The organism is Paenibacillus odorifer (assembly GCF_000758725.1).
Classification (GTDB): domain Bacteria; phylum Bacillota; class Bacilli; order Paenibacillales; family Paenibacillaceae; genus Paenibacillus_AQ; species Paenibacillus_AQ odorifer.
Window position 1 is genome coordinate 3,197,316 of record NZ_CP009428.1, and the last position, 16,989, is coordinate 3,214,304.

At 41.5% G+C, this 16,989-nt stretch carries 15 protein-coding genes and 1 riboswitch; of the genes, 14 read left to right on the forward strand and 1 reads right to left on the reverse strand.

Going from position 1 to position 16,989, the window contains the following annotated elements; genetic code table 11:
- The first annotated feature begins 108 nt into the window (after window positions 1-108).
- The 14 genes from PODO_RS13920 (at window position 109) to PODO_RS13985 (ending at window position 16,099) form a co-directional block, all read left to right on the forward strand.
- A complete protein-coding gene (locus tag PODO_RS13920; protein WP_036678103.1) occupies window positions 109-1,236 on the forward strand; it encodes a phosphodiester glycosidase family protein in 1,128 nt (375 codons plus the stop codon).
- A gap of 120 nt (window positions 1,237-1,356) precedes the next feature.
- A complete protein-coding gene (locus tag PODO_RS13925; RefSeq protein ID WP_036678100.1) occupies window positions 1,357-2,289 on the forward strand; it encodes a LysR family transcriptional regulator in 933 nt (310 codons plus the stop codon).
- 16 nt (window positions 2,290-2,305) lie between these two features.
- A complete protein-coding gene (locus PODO_RS13930; RefSeq protein ID WP_036678098.1) occupies window positions 2,306-3,421 on the forward strand; it encodes a 5-methyltetrahydropteroyltriglutamate--homocysteine S-methyltransferase in 1,116 nt (371 codons plus the stop codon).
- Between the two features lie 139 nt (window positions 3,422-3,560).
- Window positions 3,561-4,688 (forward strand): 5-methyltetrahydropteroyltriglutamate--homocysteine S-methyltransferase, encoded by a 1,128-nt coding sequence (locus PODO_RS13935; RefSeq protein ID WP_036678095.1) that lies wholly within the window; start codon window positions 3,561-3,563, stop codon window positions 4,686-4,688.
- Between the two features lie 165 nt (window positions 4,689-4,853).
- Complete coding sequence (locus tag PODO_RS13940) at window positions 4,854-5,576, forward strand: YebC/PmpR family DNA-binding transcriptional regulator (protein WP_036678376.1); 723 nt, start codon at window positions 4,854-4,856, stop codon at window positions 5,574-5,576.
- Between the two features lie 7 nt (window positions 5,577-5,583).
- Window positions 5,584-5,646: riboswitch (Fluoride riboswitch) on the forward strand.
- Window positions 5,647-5,713: 67 nt separating this feature from the next.
- Window positions 5,714-7,024, forward strand: coding sequence for a voltage-gated chloride channel family protein (locus PODO_RS13945; RefSeq protein ID WP_038570813.1), 1,311 nt, complete (start codon window positions 5,714-5,716; stop codon window positions 7,022-7,024).
- Window positions 7,025-7,469: 445 nt separating this feature from the next.
- Window positions 7,470-9,035 (forward strand): ABC-F family ATP-binding cassette domain-containing protein, encoded by a 1,566-nt coding sequence (locus PODO_RS13950; RefSeq protein ID WP_038570815.1) that lies wholly within the window; start codon window positions 7,470-7,472, stop codon window positions 9,033-9,035.
- Window positions 9,036-9,139: 104 nt separating this feature from the next.
- Complete coding sequence (locus PODO_RS13955; RefSeq protein WP_038570817.1) at window positions 9,140-10,429, forward strand: amidase family protein; 1,290 nt, start codon at window positions 9,140-9,142, stop codon at window positions 10,427-10,429.
- Between the two features lie 31 nt (window positions 10,430-10,460).
- On the forward strand, window positions 10,461-10,976 hold the full coding sequence (locus PODO_RS13960) for a GNAT family N-acetyltransferase (RefSeq protein ID WP_038570819.1): 516 nt from the start codon (window positions 10,461-10,463) through the stop codon (window positions 10,974-10,976).
- 108 nt (window positions 10,977-11,084) lie between these two features.
- Window positions 11,085-11,678, forward strand: a complete 594-nt coding sequence (locus tag PODO_RS13965; protein WP_052097020.1) for an RNA polymerase sigma factor — start codon at window positions 11,085-11,087, stop codon at window positions 11,676-11,678.
- On the forward strand, window positions 11,656-13,281 hold the full coding sequence (locus PODO_RS13970; RefSeq protein ID WP_052097022.1) for a DUF4179 domain-containing protein: 1,626 nt from the start codon (window positions 11,656-11,658) through the stop codon (window positions 13,279-13,281). The genes PODO_RS13965 and PODO_RS13970 overlap by 23 nt, the downstream gene beginning before the upstream one ends.
- An 89-nt stretch (window positions 13,282-13,370) precedes the next feature.
- Window positions 13,371-13,598, forward strand: a complete 228-nt coding sequence (locus PODO_RS13975; RefSeq protein ID WP_036678084.1) for a hypothetical protein — start codon at window positions 13,371-13,373, stop codon at window positions 13,596-13,598.
- A 129-nt stretch (window positions 13,599-13,727) separates the two neighbouring features.
- A complete protein-coding gene (locus PODO_RS13980) occupies window positions 13,728-14,888 on the forward strand; it encodes an alanyl-tRNA editing protein (RefSeq protein ID WP_038570821.1) in 1,161 nt (386 codons plus the stop codon).
- A 68-nt stretch (window positions 14,889-14,956) separates the two neighbouring features.
- Window positions 14,957-16,099: a copper amine oxidase N-terminal domain-containing protein gene (locus PODO_RS13985; protein ID WP_038570823.1), complete on the forward strand. Its 1,143-nt coding sequence runs from the start codon at window positions 14,957-14,959 to the stop codon at window positions 16,097-16,099.
- A gap of 74 nt (window positions 16,100-16,173) precedes the next feature.
- Here PODO_RS13985 and PODO_RS13990 read toward each other — a convergent pair whose 3' ends face one another.
- Window positions 16,174-16,974 carry a polysaccharide deacetylase family protein gene (locus PODO_RS13990; RefSeq protein ID WP_038570825.1) on the reverse strand — a complete coding sequence of 267 codons (801 nt, stop codon included), beginning with the start codon at window positions 16,972-16,974 and terminating at the stop codon, window positions 16,174-16,176.
- Window positions 16,975-16,989: the final 15 nt, after the last annotated feature.

Genomic DNA, 16,989 nt, shown 5'->3' on the forward strand with positions numbered 1-16,989 from the left:
ATGATGACTATTACTCAAATAGAAACTTTTAACGAAAATCATCGTCTATGATAAGGACGAGTTGTACATATTATCAAATTAGTAATATTTAGGGAGGAATACTTAGAAGTGAGCACTTCATCATTACCTCAACGTTCCAATGCACGCAATAAGAAACCTGTTAAGAAACCAATAAAAAAGCGTAAGAAACGGAGTTTTTTTCGCACCTTATCCAAAGTTTTTTTATTCTGCTTATTCTTAATGATCGCTGCTGGTGGATGGCTTTATTTTGCACCCTCGGCTCAGAACTTACGTTATACGATCGCAGATACGCTAATTACAACACAACATCGCTATATGGCTAAATATATTATAGGTGAAGATCAACTGAAGGACCGGGTAACCGAGTATACCGCCCGTTTTGAAGAGATGGGGGACGAAATAGATACACATACGATCGCTCCCGAACCTGAGGTGGTAGAGAAGCCACTTGTCGAGATTGAGAATGTCTCAGGCAGTGGTTATACCGGATATGTAATGATTGTTAATGATCCAACCAAAGTCCGGCTAGGAATACCTAATAAGATTGGTTCAGGTGAAAAAGTAACCAGTATGGTGAAGCGTACAGGCGCTGTCGCCGGAGTTAACGGTGGTGGGTTCGCTGATCCGAACTGGAAAGGTAACGGTTTTAAACCTATAGGAATTGTAGTCTCTCAAGGTAAATTATATTACAACGGTCTAGGCGGTAAAAAATCTACACAGATTGTTGGTCTTGATAAACAAGGAAAAATGGTTGCCGGGAATTATACACTAGATGAGATTAGTAAAATGGGGGTTCAGGAGGCAGTTACTTTTAGCCCGCGGCTAATCGTCAATGGCAAAGGATTGATTAAGAATGCAGCGGAAGGTTGGGGGATTGCACCTAGAACAGCAATGGGTCAGCGGGCAGATGGCGCTATTATTTTTGTGGTAATTGACGGTCGACAGCCTACTTATAGTATTGGAGCAAATCTCTATGATGTGCAGCAAATTTTGCTTAAGCATGGAGCCGTGATAGCGGCTAATCTTGATGGTGGATCTTCTACGGTACTTGTAAAAGACAATGAGATTATGAATAAACCTTCATCCCAATATGGTGAGCGGTATTTGCCTACAGCCTTTTTAGTTTTTGAGCATCCAGAACAGGTTGATATGCCAAATATTTGGAAAGGACTAGATCCTGCCAAGATTGATGCTGGGAAAAAGAGAACACAATAAGTACGCGTTATTGGGCACCTGAAAAGGATTATCTTGGAATGAGAGATGTATTTATGCTACGATATCAGCTAGTATGAAACAGAATGCAGTACGAATAGGTCTGGAACAGGGGGAATAGGAGTGACGTTGCAGCAGCTCCGCTACGCTATCGAAATTGCAAATAGTGGCTCCATGAATGAGGCGGCAAAGAAGCTCTTTGTTTCTCAACCGAGCCTGTCCAACGCTATTAAAGAGCTTGAAAATGAACTTGGGATTACCATCTTTGAACGGACGAACCGTGGAATAAGCATTTCTGTAGAAGGAATGGAATTTCTCGGATATGCCCGTCAAATCATTGAACAAACAGAGCTTATGGAGAATCGTTATACTGGGAAAAAGCGTAGCCCAATCTATTTTTCCATTTCGACTCAGCATTATGCTTTTGTGGTAGATGCTTTTGTGAGTCTCATGAAGCAAAGTGATGTCTCAGAGTACAACTTCAGCTTGAGAGAGACGCAAACCTACGACATCATCGAAGATGTGCGTACCCTCCGTAGCGATTTAGGGATTCTTTATATTAACGAGAGCAACTATAAGCATATGAATAAGCTGTTCAGTGATGGTAATCTGAAATTCACGCCACTCTTTAATACCGACCCACATCTTTATGTCAGAACTGAACATCCGCTTGCCCAGAAGGAAAGGATTTCGCAGGACGATATTTTACCTTTTCCGTATATTACTTTTGAACAAGGTGAGAACAATTCACTTCACTTCTCGGAGGAAATGTTAAGTTTTTCTCAGATTGAGAAGAATATTAAAGTGAATGACCGGGCAACCTTGACCAATTTATTAATGGGCACGGACGGTTATACGGTGGGTACAGGAATCATGGCATCCGATCTGAACGGTAATGGACTGAAGACGATTCCATTTGAGAGTAATGAAGTATTCACGGTTGGTTGGATTGCACATAAAGATCGCAGACCTAGTGTGATGGCATCCAAGTATATAGAAATCTTAAATGACTTGGTTTCCGGAAGTTATTTTGATCTAAATCATTTTTTACTATAGCTGTAGGAGGATCGGTATGATTAGACCCGTAACTGGCACCCAGAGAAATGCTCCACCCTTTCGCTATGATATCGTCGGCAGCTTCTTGCGTACGGAAGAAATTAAAGCAGCCCGCCTCCAATATGAGAATGGTGAAATCACAGGAAGTGAGCTTTATGAAATAGAGAATATTGAGATTGCTAAACTACTGGAACTAGAAAAGGAAGTAGGATTATTAGCAGTTACAGATGGTGAATTTCGCCGTTCCTGGTGGCATCTTGATTTCTTTGTTGGAATTAAAGGAACTGAAAAAATTAACTTAAACCAAGGGAGTGGAAGAGCGGAAACGGTTCAGCGCGCGGAATCATTCCGAATTGTTGACCGAATTTCCTTTGAAGATCATCCGATGCTCCAGCAATTTATCAAGCTCAAGCAAATGGCGGGAGACCGAATACCCAAAATGACGATTCCTTCACCTGCATTATTTCACTTTGTGGAGGAGTTTAATGGAAATGAAGTTTACCCTGATAAGGAAACTTTATTTCAAGATATCATAGCGGTTTACCAAACTGCGATTCAAGCATTTTACGATGCAGGCTGCCGTTACCTCCAGTTAGACGATACAACTTGGGGAACGCTGAGCAGTGGTAGACATCGCGCACATTTACGCAGTAGAGGTACAGATCCAGATCAGTTAGCAAAGGATTATGTTAGGCTGATTAATGAGAGTATTGCGAAGCGTCCGCATGATATGACCATCGCTCTGCACGTATGCCGAGGTAATTTTCGCTCCACTTGGTTCGCTGCTGGTGGTTATGAGCCTGTTGCCGAGGTGCTTTTTTCCAATACAAAAGTTGATGCCTTTTTCTTGGAATATGATAATGAACGAGCTGGTGATTTCGAGCCTTTACGATTTATTAAAGACCAATTTGTAGTGTTGGGATTAGTGACAACCAAACATGGGGGTCTGGAGAGTAAAGAGCAGCTTAAGGCAAGGATCGAAGAAGCCGCGCAATATGTAGATATTGAGAAGCTGTGCCTAAGTCCCCAGTGTGGATTTGCTTCTACGGAGGAAGGAAATATTCTAACCGAAGAAGAGCAGTGGGATAAAGTACGCCTTGTGATCGAAACCGCCCGAGAGGTCTGGTTATAATTAAATAAGCTAATTTGGTGGCCTGCTATAGCGTAAGCTTATGGTAGGCCATAGTTTTTAGGAGTTACCCTGTCCTGATTGTACAGTGCTATAGTGAATTCAACAGAAAAGCACAGACAATGAAGGAGGACGAACCCCTATGAGTACCATCCAAAAAGGAAATCAAAGAACTGAAGTGCCATTCAGAGTAGATATCGTTGGCAGCTTCTTACGTCCGGAAACGATTAAGAGAGCTCGTGTCCAATATCAAAATAATGAAATCTCCGCTGATGAATTGCGCAAGGTTGAAGATACAGAGATTACCAGAGTCGTGAAAAGACAAAAAGCGGTCGGATTAAAAGGTGTAACGGATGGAGAGTTCCGCCGCTCTTGGTGGCATTTAGATTTTATGTGGGGCATTGAAGGGGTAACAAAGAAAGTCAGCCCAGTGGGCTACCTGTTTAATGGTGTAGAGACTAGAGCGGAAACTGCAGAATTATCCGGAAAAATCCGTGGGACTAACCATCCGATGATCGCTGACTACAGACAATTGGTTAGCATAGCGGGAAATGATGTAGTAGCTCGCCAAACGATTCCTTCGCCAGCGCAGTTCCTTGCTGAACTTCAGCGCAATCAAAAGACTACTGTAGCGGTTTACAACAACCAGGATGAACTAGTGGCTGATATTGCTGCAGCTTATCGTGAAGTTATTCGCGACTTCTATGAGGCAGGTTGCCGTAATCTGCAATTGGACGACTGCACATGGGGGATGCTCTGTGATAAAGGATATTGGGAAGCTCGTCAAAAAGAGGGTGTAGATGTTAACGAAATCGCTAAGCTATACGCATTTGTAAATAACGAAGCGATAAAAGATCATCCAGCAGATATGGTAATTACGATGCATGTATGCCGTGGGAACTATGCGTCCACTTGGGCAGCATCCGGCGGATACGAGCCTATCGCAGAAGTGTTATTCGGAACGGTGGATGTAGATGGTTTCTATCTGGAGTTCGATACGGATCGGGCCGGAGATTTTGCACCCCTTAGATTTATTAAAGATCAACAAGTGGTTTTAGGTTTGTTCAGTTCGAAGTCAGGTGAGCTTGAGAATAAAGAAGAAATCATAGGACGGATTAAAGAAGCTTCGCAATATGTGGATATCAATCAGTTGTGCCTGAGCCCACAATGTGGTTTTGCCTCTACGGAAGAAGGAAACCATCTGACAGATCAACAACAATGGGACAAACTGCAGTTTATTAAAGAGATTGCAGATGAAATATGGCAGTAATCTATAAAAAATTAGCAGGCTCCTGATTGAATCAGAAGCCTTTTTCTATGCGTATTGTGACAGCTTAGAGGATTAACCTACTACTGCACTTTACTAGAGCTATCGAAGAAGGGTATAATAAGTAACAATTGTTTTTAATTCATGTTGAAAGAGAGCGGGAACAATATGGGTCGTAAGTGGAATAATATTAAAGAAAAGAAAGCTTCCAAAGACGCAAACACAAGTCGTGTTTATGCAAAGTTTGGTGTTGAGATTTATGTAGCAGCAAAGAAGGGTGAACCCGATCCAGAAGCGAACCGGGCTCTGAAAGTTGTATTAGAACGTGCAAAAACTTACAATGTACCAAAAGCGATCATTGACCGTGCGCTTGATAAAGCTAAAGGCAGCGCTGAAGAAAATTATGAAGAGCTTCGTTATGAAGGATTTGGACCTAGCGGTTCAATGATCATCGTTGATGCGCTCACAAATAACGTTAACCGGACAGCTCCATTGATCCGTTCAACCTTCAGTAAGAATGGCGGAAATATGGGTGTCAGCGGATCAGTAGCTTACATGTTTGACTCTACGGCCGTTATAGGTGTGGAAGGTAAAACTGCTGATGAAGTAATTGAAATGATGTTTGATGCAGAACTTGATGTACGCGATGTGCTGGAAGAGGATGATGCAGTTATTGTTTATGCAGAGCCTGATCAGTTCAATGCAGTGCAAGAAGTATTCAAAAATGCAGGCATCACTGAATTTACTGTTGCTGAGTTAAACATGCTTCCACAAAACTATGTGGCACTCCCAGAAGATGCTCAAGCTCAATTCGAGAAATTGATTGATGCTTTGGAAGACCTGGAAGATGTTCAACAAGTGTATCATAACGTAGATTCAGAAGAAGAATAATTTAAGTTTTATAAAGGGCGATGGAGTTCGCCATAACTGTCTCTCTGAGACTAATGACTCCTACCAGTGTGAGCTTCCCTGGTAGGGGTCTGTTTTATTGTTGAGACTAATTTATTTTGTCCTTAGGAGCTGTCGAGATGAATCCATGGTCTACCCGATGGTTTGAAATCACTAAGAAGCGAAGTTATTTTGCACTTTGGAGTACTTTTATCAAATGGATTGTGCTTGGTAGTGTGGTTGGCATTTTATCCGGCACCGCCTCTGCTTTTTTTCTGAAAAGCTTGGATTACGTTACAGATGTACGTTTAGAGCATCCGTGGCTACTTTATTTGTTGCCTCTTGGGGGAGTACTTGTTAGTTTCTTATATATGCGATATGGCAAGAACAGTTCTAAAGGCAATAACCTCATTCTAGAACAAATTCAGGACGGACAAGAAACCATACCTTTGCGAATGGCTCCATTGGTGTTGTTCGGAACATTAGTAACCCACTTATTTGGTGGATCCGCTGGGCGTGAAGGGACAGCTGTTCAAATGGGCGGAAGCCTTGCGGAATGGTTCGGAAAGCTGATTAAAATCAGTCCTATGGATCGCAAAATATTGTTAATGTGCGGAATTAGCGGTGGTTTTGGATCTATATTCGGCACTCCACTAGCAGGAACTTTGTTTGGTCTAGAGGTAGTAACCATTGGACTTATTAGTCAACAGGCATTACTTCCATGTTTTGTGGCTAGCTTTGTTGGTGATCTGGTCACCACTCGATTGTGGGGCGTTCATCATACACACTATGTAGTGAATGAATTTCCAGCCTTAAGTTTAATGATTATTCTAAAAGTGGTATTGGCCTCTGTAATTTTTGGTCTCGTGAGTATGCTTTTCAGTGAACTGACTCATTTTCTAAAAAGAATCTTCACCGCCATGATAAGCAATCCAATGATAAAAGGTGCAGTAGGTGGATTAATTATCATTGCCTTAGTATTCCTTGTAGGGTCTCGTGATTACTTAGGCCTCGGAATTCCATTAATCAAGGATTCTTTTGAGGGAGATATCTCACCGTTCGCTTTTTTATGGAAGCTGATCTTTACTGCCTTTACCTTAGGAACAGGATTTCAGGGTGGTGAGGTTACTCCGTTATTTGTGATTGGTGCCACACTAGGCAATGCTTTGGCTGAAATATTACATGTGTATGGACCCTTTTTAGCTGCCCTCGGTTTTATTGCTGTCTTCTGTGGAGCTACTAGCACGCCTATCGCTTGCTTTTTAATGGGGATCGAGCTGTTTGGTTCGGAAGGAGCCATATACATGTTTATCGCTTGTGTGGTGAGTTATTTATTCTCCGGACATAGTAGTATTTATACTTCACAGCTTATCGGTGTATCGAAGAGCCAGTTCATTACAATTCCTCAAGGGACTAGGATCGGTACGGTCAAACGCGCCCGCAAAAAATAACAGCACCTCTCGGATGGTGGTTGACAAGTGCGGGTACACGATTTAAAATGTAGCCAAACGAAGGGATGGTTCAACATGATTCATGTGGAAACTGAAAAATTATATACCAGAAGCTGCTCCGAACAATCGGATACAAACGATGAAACGTTGTCCGGAGCTTAATCAAAAAGCGAATCGCTTTTTATATCATCGAAAGATAGCTAGGTCATTTTAGTGTGATTATTCATGCTTATTTGATTACGCCATCTTCCGATGTTAATGATTAAGAGGCTGTAGACAATTTTCGTCTACAGCCTTTTGTGTTTGTAATGTTCAGTTTCCAAACTGACAATTATCTATTTGTGCCGTCTATTCGTGCACGGATAAGCAGAAGGCTTGCGCCCAAGGGCGCGGTGTCTTCTGCTTTTTTTGTGCTTAAAAACAATTATAGAAAAGAGGAAAGTAAATGAGTTTACTTGAGGTTTCTAATTTATCACATGCTTTTGGAGATAAAGTGCTGTATAAACAGGTTTCTTTGGAAGTCTACAAAGGGGAGCATGTAGGTGTGGTGGGTCAGAATGGAACAGGGAAAAGCACATTAATTGGTATTCTGACGGGCGAGGTGATCCCTGATGGTGGAACGATTAAATGGCAGCCCAATATCAAAATAGGCCATCTTGATCAATACGCGGTTATTGATGGGTCAAGTACAGTTCAAAGTTATTTAAGGCGAGCGTTCACTGAATTATACAAAATGGAAGAAAAGATGAATGCACTTTATGCGGAATGTGCAGTTACTGGCAATGAAGTGCTTTTGCAGAAGGCAGCAGACCTTCAGGAACGACTCGAGGCGCTCAACTATTATTCTATCGAGAGCAATATCAGTAAAGTGGTTACGGGGCTAGGATTAAACGCAATGGGGATGGACCGTCCTATTGATCAGCTTAGTGGGGGGCAGCGAACCAAAGTTATATTGGCAAAGCTGTTGCTTGAACAACCTGATGTGTTATTGCTCGACGAGCCCACCAATTATCTCGACACCACGCATATTAACTGGCTTGCTGAATATCTGATAGCGTTCGATCAAGCCTTCATTGTGGTCTCTCATAACTATGCTTTTCTCGATAAAATATCAACAAGCATTTGCGATATTGAAGGGGAAACGATTAAGAAATATCATGGCAAATATGCTGATTTTTTGAGACAGAAGGAGCATTTTCGCGAGAGCCATATCCGGCAGTACCATGCACAGCAGAAAAAAATTGAAGCCACTGAGCAATATATCCGGAAAAATGGTGCTGGTGTTAATTCTAGAATTGCCCGTGACCGTCAGAAGCAGCTGGATCGTATGGAGAGAGTCGCTGCACCGACGTTTGTCACTAAAGCATCTATCCGTTTTCAAGAGCTTCCTGTTAATGCACAAGTTGCGCTTAGAGTAGACCATCTGGTGGTTGGTTACGTCAAACCGCTGCTGCCCAAATTAACATTTTCGATTCGAGGAGGACAAAAGATAGTCATTACAGGCTTTAACGGCATCGGAAAATCAACATTGCTGAAAACATTAGTTGGTCAAATCCCCTGTGTTGCCGGGGCTTTCCGCTTTGCTGAACAAGTCTCTATTGGTTACTACGAGCAAGATTTAATTTGGGAAAACGATAACATGACACCTATTGAAATCGTCTCATCGTTTTATCCAAAATTGACTATTAAGGAAATACGTCGTCATCTAGCATTATGTGTTGTAAAAGATAGTCACGTTACACAGCCTATCCGTACACTCAGCGGTGGCGAACAATCTAAAGTTAAGCTGTGTCTTTTATTGCTTACAGCATGTAATTTCTTAATCTTAGATGAGCCCACCAATCACTTAGATGCCGAAACAAAAGATGCTTTACAGAAAGCTTTAATCCAATTTAAAGGTACAGTGATTCTGGTTTCTCATGAGGAGCAATTTTATCAAGGGTGGGTGGATCGTGTAATCAATATTGTGGATGAAAATAGAAATAGAGAACTAAAGTATAGCCATAGATAAGGTTAACTAGTAACATGAAGCTGTTCCAAATTAATACAATCGTCTTCAAATGGCTTCCTGGTTTAAGTGGTTTAAGTGAATATTAAGGAGGGTTCCAATCAGACATGTACATTAATAAATCTTCGTTAGCTCAGTTTGCTCAGGGCAATAAGACCTCAGATGTAACCATGGATAGATATCTTACACAATATTTAGATCTTTACGATAAGGTAGAACCACACGTGCGTGCTTTTGTGCCAGAGAAGAACCGAGCAGATAGAATAAAAAATGAAGTGGCTGGGGTAAGAGAGAAGTATTCAGAAATTCCTAAACCATCGCTATATGGAATACCTGCTGGAATCAAAGATTTAATTCACTTAGATGGGTTGCCTACCCGTGCAGGGTCGAACCTCCCCCCACAAGCTTTGACGAAGTCTGAAGGTAGTTTTATTCAAAAGCTTCGGCAAAAAGGGGTTTGGTTCACCGGCAAAACAGTGACGGAGGAATTTGCTTATGCCGGACCTATCACAACCCGCAATCCTCATCAGCTGGATCATACGCCTGGCGGTTCTAGTGCAGGCTCTGCTGCTGCGGTTGCCGCGGGCATCTGTCCATTTGCGATAGGTACACAAACCTTGCGTTCTGTTATGGCACCTGCTTCATTTTGCGGAGTGGTCGGCTTTAAACCTAGTTATGCGCGTATCCCTATAGATGGTGTCCAATTGATGTCGCCATCTTTTGATACGTTTGGATTTTTCACTCAGGATATGGAGGGTATAGACTTTCTCGCCGCTGAGCTTGTAACGGGATGGAGACCTTTTAAAGAAGCTCGTAAACCTGTACTGGGGATACCCGAAGGTGTATACATGACATTATTGGAGGATGACACCAAGATAACCTTTCAGAAGCAGCTTAAGAAGCTTGAGGAAGCAGGGTTCAGCATAAAAACAGTTGCGATGCCGTGGGAAGATAGCTTTATCTACGGAGATGCCATGGTGCGGTTTGTTCACGGAGAAATGGCGCAAGTCCATCATTCACTATTTGATATTTATAAAGATCTTTATGATGATACCGTACGGCAGGCTATTTTATCTGGACGAACCATCACTGAGGAAGAACTGGAAGGATATCGTAGCGGACAACTCAAGCTCAGAAATGATCTATTAGATGTGCAGAAGTCACAGGGGATTGATCTGTGGGTTTCGCCGGCTCAGGCAGGAACAGCTCCGCTGTGGGGAACACGAACCGGATGGACCGGAATGACAGCCATTTGGTCATATGCTGGAGCGCCTGCGGTGAGTATTCCAGCTGCCACTATAAATAACATGCCATTAGGGTTTCAATGTATCGGGGCATATGGTAGGGATGAAGAGTTAATTTATTGGAGTAAAGATGTTTCTTTAGCGCTTCAGTGATTTTATTGCTGTAGAAATGGAAGGTGTTAAGTTGAACAGTCAAAGTGTTGTGTTTCCTGCGTTGCATACAGAAAGAATTGAATTGCGGATTTTAAATCTAGAGGATGCAAATGTAGTCTTTAGACATTTTTCTGATGAAGAAGTAACTAGATATATGGACATTGAGCCCTGCAAAGATCTAAAAGAAGCTGAAGAGATCATTCAGTATCATTTGGACGATTCGGGTTGTAGATGGGGAATGTTCGAAAAAGCGAATAATGAGTTTATCGGCACCTGCGGATATCATTATTTAAGAAGAGTAGGCAATGAATTTACAGCAGAGGTAGGCTATGATTTATCCAGATCGTTCTGGGGCAAAGGCTACATGTACGAAGTGATGAAAGAGATTATTGATTTGGGATTCTTGAAATTGGGGTTTACTAGTATTGACGCTACAGTTGAGCCAGAGAATGTTAGATCCTTAATGCTGCTAGAGCGATTAGCGTTTGAGCAGGACGCTGAACTTCGTGATCAATTGTTGTATTTTGTTCTAAAACGTAATCGGTAGATTACACAGTAGGTCTTCGTTTTATTTGAAGATCTACTTTTTTTTGTATAAAGTGAGAGTTTTTTAAATAGGGATCGTCTATACAGTATCGTGCTTCAAGGAGGCTTCATGGTGAAGGGACATGTACCGAAAGTTGAAAAAGAGGATGAGAGGCTATGGATCCAAAATATTCTCGATGGACATAAAGAAGACTATTCGTATCTTGTAAATCGATATAAGAATAAAATTTATGGGCTTATGCGAGGAATGGGAGCCAATCATCAAGATGCACAAGACATAACGCAGGAGACTTTTATTAAAGCTTACCGCAAGCTAGCCTCACATGATTTGGATAAGAATTTTGCGGCGTGGCTATATGCTATCGCTACTAATTTACTGAAGGATTTGTGGAAAAAAGACCGACCAACAGCGAGCTTGCCGGACAACAATGCCGAACATTCTCTTTCAGATAATCCAGAAGAAGAATTAATGCGATCGGAGCATCGCACAGAGCTGCTTCACCTGATGCAGAAGCTCCCGTCTAATTATCGTACGGCTTTACTGCTTCGTTATACCAATGATTTAAGCTATGAAGAAATGTGTATGGTTCTAGATGTTCCATTAAGCAAGATTCAAAATGATTTATACCGGGCTAAACAGCGTTTGAAGCAGCTAATTACACTCCAGGAGGTGAAGACCGATGAGGTGCTTAAATTCCTATGAGATCGAAGAATATATTTTAAGCAAATCTATCTTACGAGATCAAGCCGTAGCTGAACATATGGCAACTTGTACGCATTGTAATATGATCTACGAAGCAGAGCTTGAAGAACAAGCTGAATGGTCGCAGGCTATGTATGAAGAGCGCTTACCAGATTCATTTACTGCTCAAGTAATGGCTTCTTTGGAACAAGTAGAGCTTGAGGAATTTACTCCAACACAAAGGAATCGCAAGCATCCGAAGCGCAATAAGTTGCTGAGATTATTTATGGGCGCGGCGTTGTTACTGGTTGTACTAAGTGCCGTGATCTTATATTCCGTTCCTACACTGGCAGAGACTTTACGTTCTCTTTTTGTTAAAAACAACATGGACATTGGCCTTCTACGAGCACAAGAATTTGGGTTAGTAGAACATCCTAATATTAAGGTGAAGGATAAGGGCTACACTATCAAAATAGATGAAGCGGTGGCAGATCCTACACGGGTAATTGTTGCGTTACAGTTGTTTGGACCGGATGGAAAGCATGATAAAAAACGCTTGGCCCTTAATGATGGGAACAGTATTGCGATTAAGGATGATCAAGGGAAGGTTGTTGGGGAGTTATACGATATAGGATTTACCAGTGACTTTTACTATTTGATCGCTAATTTCACTGAACCTCTGCAAACTGATCGAATTACGGTCGAAGGTCATATTACTGAATTGGGAAGTGAACGCAAGAACATCCCTACTCTTAAAGGCGATTGGAATTTCAATTTTTCGATGGATATGACGGAAGCGAATAAACAAACGACCTCCATGCCACTAACGGGTAGCTACACCTCCCCGGACGGTTTAACTGTGACCTTGAATAAATTAACTCATATGGTGCAAGGTGTTCGTTTTGAGTTCGATACTCAATTGAGTGAAGAGGCGTTGACCCGTTCTCCAGGCGAACTATGGAAGCAACAAGGTTTGAAATTCCATTTTGAGGATACAGTAGGAGAAGAGATTCACAGTGTTAATGCTAGAAAGTTTCCTAATAAGAACAGCGTTATGTCCTACTCTAACATTCCCGGGGCAACAAAGGGACTTATGCACTGGAGCTATACGTTTAAATATTTACCACAGGATACGCCTTATACTTTCGTATTGGATGGATATTTTATCCCAGAGAAGGATGGTTCTAGTGTGCAATTTGAGCCAGCCAAGTTGAAAGAACATCCGATTCCCTTTGCTTTTGACGGGGATGAGCTGATGTTAAATGATTTTATAGTGGAATCGTCTCCCGATAACAATGTATCAGCGAAGGAAGGTGTATTACATTTTAGCGGAAGATTGAAAAATGAATTTATGAATGATGAATGGATGTTCAAGACAATGGATGGCAAGGAATACAAACTCACTAAACAAGGAGCGCATTCTATCAAAGGGGAAGGATGGAAGGATGGATATATTATAATTGTTCAATCTCAGTCAAATAATCAAAAGAAATATTTCCAATTCCGTGCCGAAGGCCTTACACAAATTCCCGAGCAGCTTCAATTAATACGCACGATAAACAATCGAATGTATACTAATGTAGACTGGTCCGTTCCTATCATGGAAGCTAGCAAAAAAGAGTAAATATAGTTATTTGGTTTCCGGATTGTACAAGCAAATAAGGGGGAATAAGCATCTCATATACTATCACAATCGAAAAGAGGTGGTAGTTTATGACTGCTGCAGAGAAGAGAAAAATTCAAAGAGCTTTGAACGCATTGCGTAAGCAAAGAGTGATTCTGAAAGAAAGTCTTAAAAGAATTGAAGCCATTCTTTGCAGGTTGCCTATTGGCAGTCGTGAAAGATTTGAATTGTTAGCAGTAAGAGACTCAATAGTAGAAGCGCTTCGACTAAATGCAATTGCCATTAGAAATTTAAAAGATGCTACTTGTTCTTGTTAATTACCCTAATACCAGTTCTACGCAGCTTTTGCGTGGAGCTGGTTTTTTTGAAATAATAAGATTCACACTATCCGTTATGATACTATAAACTTAATATGTCGATAACGTAAAAAAGAGAGGAAACCATTTATGACCAACAAATTATACTACAATTCAACATACCTGACTGATTGGCAAACCCGTGTGACTGAAACCATAGAACGAGAAGATGGTCTTTATGTTCTTTTGGAGGAGACGGCTTTTTATCCGCATGGTGGTGGACAACCCTGTGATCTAGGATCTATTCAGGGAATTCCTGTGCTTGATGTAATCAGTGAGGAAGAGCTTGTACTACATAAGCTGGAACGTTTACCTAATGATGAATCGGTAGCTTGCCAGCTCGATTGGAATAGAAGATTTGACCATATGCAGCAGCATAGTGGCCAGCATTTGCTCTCAGCGGTTTGTCTAGAAAAACATAACTTTATGACCTTAAGCTTTCATTTAGGTGAGGATTATTGCACCATTGATATAGAAGTGCCAGAACTGAATGCTGGTCAACTGTCCTCGATAGAGAGAGAAGTTAATCGGCAGATTTACTTAAATCACAATATTCTCAGCTATTTCGTAACAGGGGAAGAGGCTTCACAGCTTAAATTGGTTAAACAGCCAAAAGTGACAGAGAACATCAGGATTGTTGAGATCAAAGATGTTGAATACAACGCTTGTGGGGGGACACATGTGTCCTCAACAGGTGAAATTGGAATGATTAAGCTTCTGAAAGCTGAAAAAATAAAAGGGAATACGCGGATTTATTTTAAATGTGGATACCGGGCTTTAGAGGAATTTAATACCAGTCAGCAAATCCTTGGTACACTATCTTCCAAATTCAATACAGGCAAAGATGAAATTATCGATCGAATTGAAAAATGGGAAAATGAACAAAAGCTTCTGCAAGCTGAAATTAACCTGCTTAAAGAAAAAAATGACGACTATGTCGTGCAAGAGCTTTTAAATGAGCAAGCGGGAAAGATAATCGCACAAGTATTTGAGGATAAATCGCTAAAAGATCTACAGAGCTTAGCTAATAAGCTGACTTCGAAATGTGATCTTCCTGTATTATTAGCTACTTCTGCGGAGAATAAGGTTGTGTTTGCGCAGAATGGGAGCCTGGAGATTTCCTGTGGAGCTTTTTTCAAAGCTCATCTAGGCAGCTACAACGGTAAAGGCGGGGGCAGCGATAAACTGGCGCAAGCAGGATTCCCAACTCGGGAGGATGCTTTGGCTTTTTATGAGTTTGCTAGAGGGTGAAATGAAACTTTTTCCATTATCTTCCGTCTAATTACATATGATTATAATGTCGAAGGAGACGGATAGAAATGAATAAATGGAAAGTAACGCTAGGGATCTTTGCTGTTTTGATTTTAAGTACTGGGTATGGATCGGCATCTGCGCAAGCAGACAAGCAAATTCAATTCAACTATAAAGAAATTGGAATCAGCAGTAAACAAGTCATCGCGGAGAATACAACTTTTGTACCTTTGAAATCACTTGCAGATGCTATGGGTTATACGTTATCGTGGGATCAAAAATTAAAAACGGCCAAGCTGGTACGTCCAGAGCGTGAAGTCATCTTCACTGCGGGTGCTACAACGTCAAAAGTGAACGGGGGAGCGATGGGATTAACAAAATCTCCACGTATCATAAAAGGTTCGTTGTACGTGCCATTGGTCTCTGCGGTCAGTGTACTTGGGGGTAAAGCGGGGCTAAATAAAACGGATGGAATTATCCACATCGTTGATGAACCTAGATTTGTTGCCGCTTCTGTAGAAGGAAGATCCTATTGGATATCTCAAAAAAACGGTGATTTATATTACCGGGCTACAGCAGCTGGGAAACCAGTAATTATTGGCCAACTACCGCTCAAGGGATCCGCTTACAATCATGGATTTGAGATCAAGAAATTTGGAAATGGCAAGTACTTGCTCCAGTTAACAGACAATCACTATGCTATGTTTAATGATTTCAGCAACAGCTATCAGGTACTAGTTCAAGCAGGTACAATAATTCAGCAAATGGATTATCATTATATGATCTCTGCTTATCCTCATGCGCCTCAAGTGCCCTCCACTCAGGTGTATATGACCGATGGGAAGAACGTTCAGTATATTACTAAGGATGGCGGTTTGGGCAAGTTGTTTGAGATGGAGAAATTAACCGGGGCAACCGGTGATTTCATAGTGGAGTACGCCGCGGAGGATGTGGCACTCGTTCGCTTATTAGATACAACACAATTATATATTGTCTACAGCAGTACAGGAGAAATCGTCAATCTCAGTGAACAACTGATTACTAGTGAGGATCGTAAAGAATGGGATAAAGTAAATGATGGCAGAGATCAATACATTCTGAGCAGAATGTTAGGGATGAAAAGCCGTAAGGGGAATGTACTGACCTTCACCTACACGCCAATCCTTGAGGAAAAAGCAAAAACAGTGACATATACACTTCAAGCGAAATAATTCGGAATCACATCAATATAATTAGTACAAAAAAAGAGCGATGTTGAACATCGCTCTTTTTTATGTATTTATGATTATTTCGTCGTCATCATACTTCCACCCTTAATCTGAACGGGTTGATCATTTATAGATACCCAAACATCTATGGCAGAATTGTTGCGGATAATCGTTTTGTCGGCACTTAATTTCAGTGAATACAGGGCAGTGACATAATCATAAATCTCAATATTGGTTGCGTACCAAATATCTGAATGCCCACCTGCTTGTTGGCAAAAGGTTTCGATAAGCTCCCAATTGTTCTGCTGTGCGAACTCATAGCTATGGCCCCAAACATAACAGAGTCTTAGTTTCTGGGAGGGTCCTTCCATTGTGAATCTCTCCCAAACCTGATGCAGATCTTCAATATGGTGGCAGGTTGGATGCCATTCCATGAAATTAAGAGGCATATCAAACTGTTTGGTAGAGTGAACAGTGCGGCTGTATTCAATTCCAACGGACTGAAGTGGTGCAATTATCTCCTGTGAGTATGTACCGTAGGGGTAGGACATGCCTCGCACTGGATAATCCACCAGCTTCTCCAGTCGTTTACGGTCTTCGAACAGCTCTTCAATTACCATCGGTAAAGGTAGACGCTCTAGATGTGGGTGAGTAACGGAATGGGCGGACACTTCATGATTCCTGAGTGATTGCTTAACATCAGCGGGAGTTAAGAACCCAGGTGCATTGATCATTGCACTATTTAAATGGAAGGTCCCTTTGATTCCATATTGATCAAAAATTTCTGCCAAGCGGATATCGTGTTTCTGGCCGTCATCATAGCTCATAGTGAGCGCCTTAGGTAATCCGCCTGGGAATAAGTTGAATTGAAGTTTCATGAATTCACACTCCTA